The sequence below is a fragment of the Arthrobacter sp. CAN_A6 genome, assembly GCF_015751715.1.
Classification (GTDB): domain Bacteria; phylum Actinomycetota; class Actinomycetes; order Actinomycetales; family Micrococcaceae; genus Arthrobacter_D.
Genome location: NZ_JADOUV010000015.1, coordinates 20,634 through 27,268, shown reverse-complemented (window position 1 = coordinate 27,268; position 6,635 = coordinate 20,634). Strand labels below are relative to the sequence as shown.

The window sequence follows — 6,635 nt, the reverse complement described above, 5'->3', positions numbered from 1 at the left end:
TCCCAGATTGCCTGCTGCTGCTCCGTCGTGAACTCCACACACACCTCCACCACTCATCCTGCCAAGTAGCGGTGCATTGACCGGTTGAGACCACCGTAGTTTTACGGGACACTCACTCGGGCAACTTACCGGTAAGCACCACTGTGGTTCACACCGCTCGTTGCTCGTTGCTCGATCATCACGTCGGCGGGCACGGTGAGGGACCGGCTAACGGACATCAAAGGTGACATTTAGCGCTGCGAAAATTGCGATTCACAATCGAATCCAGCCTCGATCACGCTCTCGCGAACTCCTGAATGGCGGTCCGGTGAGCGGCCCCGTTATCGTTCCTGATGCGCGAGTTGCTAACCGTCGACGAAAACCGCGACGAGCTGAGGGCGAAAGGCTGCCAGAAAGAGGCCCCGTCGCTTCACAATACAAACCTGATGGTTTTCGTTCTCGCCGACTTCTAACGCCCATGTCTTTGTGAGCCGAACAGAAGACGTTTGGTCCTGGTCGACAACCGGTGTGCCGTCAACCCTGATCTTCAAACCGCCCCAGAACTAATTAAAGGTGAAATGGCCGTTGCCGTGGGCGGGAGATAGGAGTGTCCACCGTTTTGGGCTGGGGCCTGGATTCGATTAGACGTGGGTTATCAACCGGTGTAAAGGTGGGCGTATGGATGCCGACATTAACTTCTATTTCGACCCGGTCTGCCCTTTTGCCTGGATGACGAGCAAGTGGGTGCGGCAGGTGCAGGCGCAGCGCGCTTACACCGTGGACTGGCGGTTCATCTCTTTGCGTCTGATCAACTCCGAGGTTGACTATGACGCGCATTTTCCGCCTGAGTACGAGGCCGGACACACGGCCGGGCTTCGGCTTCTGCGGGTGGCGGCCCGGGCACGTGCGGAGCATGGCCGCGAGTCGATGGCTGGGTTGTATGCGGCGTTCGGGGCGCACATCTTCGATGCTGCCCCGGACCCGGTCAACCAGCGCACCGAGGGTGAGGTGCGTGAGCGGCGCGGGACGCGTGAGTTCGTGGAGCCGATCCTCGCCGAGGCTGGCTTGCCCCTGGCACTGGCGGAGGCTCTCGACGACGTGTCCTGGGACCGTGAGATCCGGCAGGAGACGGATGAGGCGCTGGCGCTGACGGGTAAGGATGTGGGCACGCCCATCATCCACTTTGAGCCACCCGCCGGTGTGGCCTTCTTCGGACCGGTGATCAGCCGGCTGCCAGACGAAGATTCGGCCGCCGAGCTGTGGGACCATGTGGTCGGGCTGGCACGCTTCCCTGGTTTCGCGGAGCTCAAGCGAAGCCTGCGCGAGCAGCCACAGCTTGCTGCCCTCGGCGTCGACGCCGATACGGTCGGTCAGCAGGAGGACTGGCACGGCGGCAGCCGGCGGCAGAAGAAGTGACCGGTCTGTAAAGATGGACCCATGAATCAGACAAGCATCCGCCATCATCAGGAGTCCGTCACGGTCCAGGCATCAGCCGAGGCGCTCTACGACCTGGTCTCCGACATCACCCGCACCGGCGAGTGGAGCCCTGTCTGTACGTCGTGTTGGTGGGACGATGAGGTCAACGCGGGTCAGCTCGGCGCCTGGTTCACCGGGCGTAATGAGCTCCCGCACCGATCTTGGGAGACCCGGTCGCAGGTCGTGGTTGCCGAGCGCGGTCGCGAGTTCGCCTGGGTGGTGGGTGGCAGTGTGGTCCGCTGGGGCTTCACCCTGACCCCAGCAGATACCGGGACGACCCTGAGCGAGTCTTGGGACTTCCTGCCGGCCGGGATCGCCATGTTTGAGGAGAAGTACGGTGACGGGGCGTACGTTCAGATCACCGACCGCACCCAGCAAGCACTCGACGGCATCCCGAAAACGCTCGCCGCGATCAAGCGAATCACCGAGTCCACCGCTGCAAGTGAGGAGGCCCGGTCATGACCGGCTCACTCGGCGCGTCAAACTGAACCCAAGTCGCAGCCCAAAAGACTTCGTTGAATATCAACAGAAATCGCCAGCGTCTAGCAGCGCATTCGGGTTGTGAGCAATGGCCACGACACCTCGCTGTACTCTTCCAGCCGTGCAGTGGCATCCCTTTCCATTCTCTGCAGAGCGTGTGATCCTGCGCGGGTTCGCCAGCCCGCCGGGCGGAGGGTGCCGCCGGCAACTTCCGAATCCTGAACACTCACAGCCTGCTTTCAGCGGCTGCGGGCCGCTGAATCGCGTGTATTAGGTTTGGCGGGGAGGTCTTCATTGTGAAAGGCAGGGCAGGACATGACAGGTGATGCGGTGACGCCGGGGCTGGTTCCGCTGCCGGATCGTTTCTTCGATGATTACGTGCCGGGCGCCGTGGGGGTGTTTGGTGCCGAGCCGGTCAGCGAGGCGGAGATTCTGGATTTCGCGGCCCGCTTCGACCCCCAAGGCATTCACACCGACGCCTCAGCTGCCGCCGGTGGCCCGTTCAACGGCCTGATTGCCAGCGGCTGGCACACGATGGCTCTCATGATGCGGATCCTGGTCCGGTATTACCTTAACGAGGCGGCCAGCCTGGCATCGCCCGGAGTTGACGAACTGCGCTGGCTCAAACCTGTCCGCCCCGGGGATGTCCTCTCCCTCCGCTGCACTGTGGTGCAGGCCCGGGCTTCCCGGAGCAAACCGGACCGCGGCCTCGTACACACCGCCATCGAAATCCTCGACCAGAACCAGGAAACGGTGGCGACCCTGACGATGATGAATCTCCTCCGCCGCCGCCCCGACCCGGCCCCGGCCGTGTCAGGCAGGTAAACCGGGCAACTTTTACCGCCGCTATGGACAAATGTTGGCGGCGCAAGCCGTGACCGTGCCCGTCCGGTCAGGATGCACCGGCAGCGTGAACGGGGCAGCACCGGCGGGTCAGGTGTGGCGGGTCACGTAGTGTTCGTTTCGGGCCCGGCCCGGTAGCCGGCCCGTCCTGCCAGGAATATGGCGGCCAGCGTCAAGGTGGCCGCCGCTGCGGTGAAGAGCAGCGCTGCGGGGTAGCCGGTGTGCGGGGCCAGGAGGGCCAGCACGTACGGTACGGCCAGACCGGAGTACGCCAGGCTGTAGAACAGGGCGATCACAGCCCCGAGTTCCCCGGCCGCGGCGATGTCCTCGGTCTCCCGCAACCCCACGATGAGACAGATTCCATACCCGGCACCGAGCAGCAGGGCCGCCACCGATGCGGCGGGCACCCCGGGGAAGGCCGTGGCAAGCGCAGCCGCTACGCAGCCTGCGGCAACAATGCCAAGGCCCGTCATCGCGGCGGTTGTTCCGCCGCGGGATGCTCCGGCCTGGTGCAGGCGCCGGCCCAAAGGCTGCGCGATCAGCCCCGCCGCGAGGGCGCCGGCGGCGAGAAGACCGGGGAAGGCCACACCGAGGACACCGGTCGGGCCGGTCGCATGCGCCGGGAGGGTGGTGAAAGCCAGCGTGACGCTGCCGAACACCCAGGGCGCCATGGGCACGACCACGCGCAGGAACCGGGCCGAGGACACCGACGCGGGCAAGAAAGGCGTCCGGGAGGCCCGCGCGCCGACTTGCGGCAGCGTTTCGCGTGCGCGCGGGAGCATCACCAGGGCGGTACCGGCCAGGACCAGGTGCACCACGTAGGGCAGCACCTGCGGCGCCGGACCCCATTGGGCCAGCGGGCCGGCGACGAGCGGCCCGACCCCGAACCCTGCCGTCAGTGCCAGCGCTGCCCGCCGCGCACCTGTCCCCGAAGCGCCTTCCCCGGAGAGCTCCTTCACCCAGGCCGTGCCGGCCGTAAAGACGGTCCCGGAGACGACGCCGGTGAGGAGCCTGCCCGCGTACAGCCCGGTCACGCCCCACTGCCCGGTGATCAGCACAGCGGTCGCCAGCAGCGACAACACGGTGAACGCCAGCACGACCGGGCGTCGTCCCCTGGCATCACTGACTCTTCCGCCCAGGATCAGCCCCGGGATCAAACCCAGGGCGTAGACGCCGAACACGGCCGTCGCATCCGCATCCGAGAGGGCGAGTGTGCGGCGATAGAACGCCAGCAGGGGAACGAACTGGTTCGCCCCGTAACCGGCGGCAAACATCGCCAGCGCCGGCCACCGCCACTGACCTCTCATCGGCAGGTTCCTTTCACGCAAGCGTTTCGGTCGTGACCCGGTCTCCCGGACAGGACCAGCCTGCCCCGGTCTAGCCGGCCTAAATGCTGGAGTGCTCCGCAACGGCTTCCTCCAGGGCGGCCTTGCGCGCGAAGAGGGTCCTGTCCACCGCGGCGGGGTCTTCACGGTTCAAGGTGATCATCGCGCTGCGGGTCGCTCCTCCCCGAACCACAGTCAGGGCCCCCTGTTCCATGCCGGCCACGACGGCGGTTGCGACGTCCTGGGGGCTCTCGTATTCGAAGCCGTGCTCAGTCCCGGCCTGGGAGCTGTCCATCATCGGTGTGCTGGTCGCACCGGGGTAGATGTTCAGCACATGTACTCCCTCACCGTAGAGTTCCCTGCGCAGGGCCTCCCCAAAGTGCGCAATACCGGCCTTGGTCGCAGCATAGGTGGAATAGAACGGCATCGCGATCAGGCCGATGCCTGATGACACATTCACGACCAGCCCGTCACCGGAGGCCCGGAGCGCGGGAATCGCCGCGCGTGTAACGAGAATCGGCGCGGTGAGGTTCAACGCGATCTGGGCCAGCACCTCGGACTCGTCCAAGGCCTCCAGCCGTCCGGCACGAACGTTGCCGGCATTATTGATCAGAACATCAACACCCCCGAAGTGGTCCTGTGCGGCGGCGACCGCCGCAGCCGGGGCGCCGGGCGCGGTGAGGTCCAGGGGCACCACGTGCGCCTGGCCGCCTCGTTCGCGCACCATGGCAGCGACTTCTTCCAATGGTTCGATCCGGCGGCCCACCAACGTAATCCTGGCCGAACGTGCGGCTAGCTCCAACGCCATCGCCGCGCCGATACCGCTGCCGGCACCGGTAAGCAGAATAGAACGCTCTTGCAGATCCATAAAAAGTCCCTTCACAAAGCAACAACAACGTGGTTAAGCGCGGCCGGAGACTGCAGGAATGCCGGTCCCCACGAAACCCTCAACCGCCGCCATCACCGCCGAATTCCCTTCCCCGCAATCCAAAGCCGCAGGGTTACCGCGGTCCAGCACTCCTATCCGTATCCTCAGGCGACCATTGAGGGCGTGCTCAGGGGCCGCTGCCAATGGTTTCCGTTTCGGCGTGCCCAAGGGCCATCGCAGCCCTGGACGGTACGGAGAGCGCCCGTCTCATGGTTCCGAGCTTGGTGCTTCTCGATTAGGTGGCGGTGTCACAGGCCGGACCCCTTGACTTCCCTTGGGGGGAAGGTTCTAGCGTGGCCAGTGTCGGACGGGACAAGCTGTCCGGGATGGAAAGGAGACCAGCGATGGCACTGCAAGAGGGAGAGGTTTACCGTTGTCCGGATGCGGCGTGCGGGTGTGAGGTGACGGTAACCAAGGGGGCCGCAGCTGGTAACGGCGGGGACCGTAATCCGACCTGCTGTTGCGGACACACCATGGACAAAGTCGACTGAAGAATGTGCAGACTCAGAACCGGGGCGGCAGGCGCCCCGGTTCTGAGTCATCAAGAAGGCCGAGGGACGCCCCTCTCCGCGGACTTCGCACTCTCAAACTTCCAGAAGCGGTTTGACGCAGGTACCCTCCAAGATCCATCTCAGACATGACCCGGCGGCGCCGCGGACCGACGGACAGAGTCTTCTGGCGCGCCCAGCGAGCTCGATCTCATGGCGGGGCTAGCTAGGTTGCTGGATCCCAAGCGGGCAGGCCAAATAGCGCTGCGAAAAAAGCGCCAAATATTTCTGCAATTCACAGGCGAAGCCCAGCATTCGCGGTGGTTCTCAGGACCGTATCTAGTCTCACCAATCTGTCTCACATGAACTATTCTCAATAAAGCGGATTAGGGCCTTTGATGAGCTGATAGGGGAGTGGGCGTGGGAAGTGTCGGATATGCCAGGGTCAGCACCTTGGACCAGAACGCAGACCTGCAGCAAGCGGCGCTGGCGGCCGCGGGCTGCAACCGGATCTTCACAGATCACGGTGTCAGCGGAACGAGGGCCAGCCGGCCTGAACTGGACAAGCTGCTCGACCACCTGCGGGACGGTGACGAGGTGGTGGTCTGGAAGCTGGACCGGCTGGGGCGCAACACCCGCAACCTGCTGGCTCTCATCGATGATCTCGAACACCGGGGCGTGCACTTCCGCAGCGTCACGGAAGGAATCAGCACAACCGGTTCGATGGGCAGGGCCATGCTGACCGTCATGTCCGCGTTCGCCCAGCTCGAGCGCGACCAACTGGCCGAGCGGACCAAGGCAGGCATGGCCGCAGCCGCCGAACACGGGCGGAAGGCCGGCCGGCGGGAAGTTACCGTAGCCCATGTGACAGTCAAGCGCGCCCGTGATCTGAAGGCCCAGGGGCTTGCTCCGGCTGATATCGGGAAGATCATCGGGGTAAGCCGGGCAACTGTGTACCGGTACCTGAGCATGGGAACCAACGACGTGCTCTGACGAGGACCGAAGGTGACACCACGGACGACCGGAACGGGCGCGTAGCCCGCGATCAAGGTTTCTACGCGCCACTCTTGCCAAACACCCGCGAAGGCGGTCACCGCGGCCATAGAAAAGCACTGG

General features: G+C 64.7%; 6 protein-coding genes. 4 read left to right on the top strand and 2 right to left on the bottom strand.

Annotated elements, in window-relative coordinates; genetic code table 11:
- Window positions 1-657: 657 nt before the first annotated feature.
- From IWX75_RS16010 to IWX75_RS16000, 3 genes are all read left to right on the top strand, one after another.
- Complete coding sequence (locus IWX75_RS16010; RefSeq protein ID WP_028280801.1) at window positions 658-1,395, top strand: mycothiol-dependent nitroreductase Rv2466c family protein; 738 nt, start codon at window positions 658-660, stop codon at window positions 1,393-1,395.
- A gap of 21 nt (window positions 1,396-1,416) precedes the next feature.
- Window positions 1,417-1,917 carry an SRPBCC family protein gene (locus IWX75_RS16005; RefSeq protein WP_196823255.1) on the top strand — a complete coding sequence of 167 codons (501 nt, stop codon included), beginning with the start codon at window positions 1,417-1,419 and terminating at the stop codon, window positions 1,915-1,917.
- A 333-nt stretch (window positions 1,918-2,250) separates the two neighbouring features.
- Window positions 2,251-2,760, top strand: coding sequence for a MaoC family dehydratase (locus IWX75_RS16000; protein WP_196823254.1), 510 nt, complete (start codon window positions 2,251-2,253; stop codon window positions 2,758-2,760).
- A 122-nt stretch (window positions 2,761-2,882) separates the two neighbouring features.
- Here IWX75_RS16000 and IWX75_RS15995 read toward each other — a convergent pair whose 3' ends face one another.
- Window positions 2,883-4,085 (bottom strand): MFS transporter, encoded by a 1,203-nt coding sequence (locus IWX75_RS15995; RefSeq protein ID WP_196823253.1) that lies wholly within the window; start codon window positions 4,083-4,085, stop codon window positions 2,883-2,885.
- Between the two features lie 79 nt (window positions 4,086-4,164).
- On the bottom strand, window positions 4,165-4,971 hold the full coding sequence (locus IWX75_RS15990; RefSeq protein ID WP_196823252.1) for an SDR family NAD(P)-dependent oxidoreductase: 807 nt from the start codon (window positions 4,969-4,971) through the stop codon (window positions 4,165-4,167).
- A gap of 962 nt (window positions 4,972-5,933) precedes the next feature.
- Between IWX75_RS15990 and IWX75_RS15985 the strand changes: the two genes are divergently transcribed.
- Complete coding sequence (locus IWX75_RS15985) at window positions 5,934-6,512, top strand: recombinase family protein (RefSeq protein WP_334684410.1); 579 nt, start codon at window positions 5,934-5,936, stop codon at window positions 6,510-6,512.
- The last annotated feature ends 123 nt before the right edge of the window (window positions 6,513-6,635 follow it).

Bases quoted from the DNA above. Each gene is read 5' to 3' on its own strand.
- IWX75_RS16010 (WP_028280801.1), top strand. From the start codon at position 658: ATGGATGCCGACATTAACTTCTATTTCGACCCGGTCTGCCCTTTTGCC.
- IWX75_RS16005 (WP_196823255.1), top strand. From the start codon at position 1,417: ATGAATCAGACAAGCATCCGCCATCATCAGGAGTCCGTCACGGTCCAG.
- IWX75_RS16000 (WP_196823254.1), top strand. From the start codon at position 2,251: ATGACAGGTGATGCGGTGACGCCGGGGCTGGTTCCGCTGCCGGATCGT.
- IWX75_RS15995 (WP_196823253.1), bottom strand. From the start codon at position 4,085: ATGAGAGGTCAGTGGCGGTGGCCGGCGCTGGCGATGTTTGCCGCCGGT.
- IWX75_RS15990 (WP_196823252.1), bottom strand. From the start codon at position 4,971: ATGGATCTGCAAGAGCGTTCTATTCTGCTTACCGGTGCCGGCAGCGGT.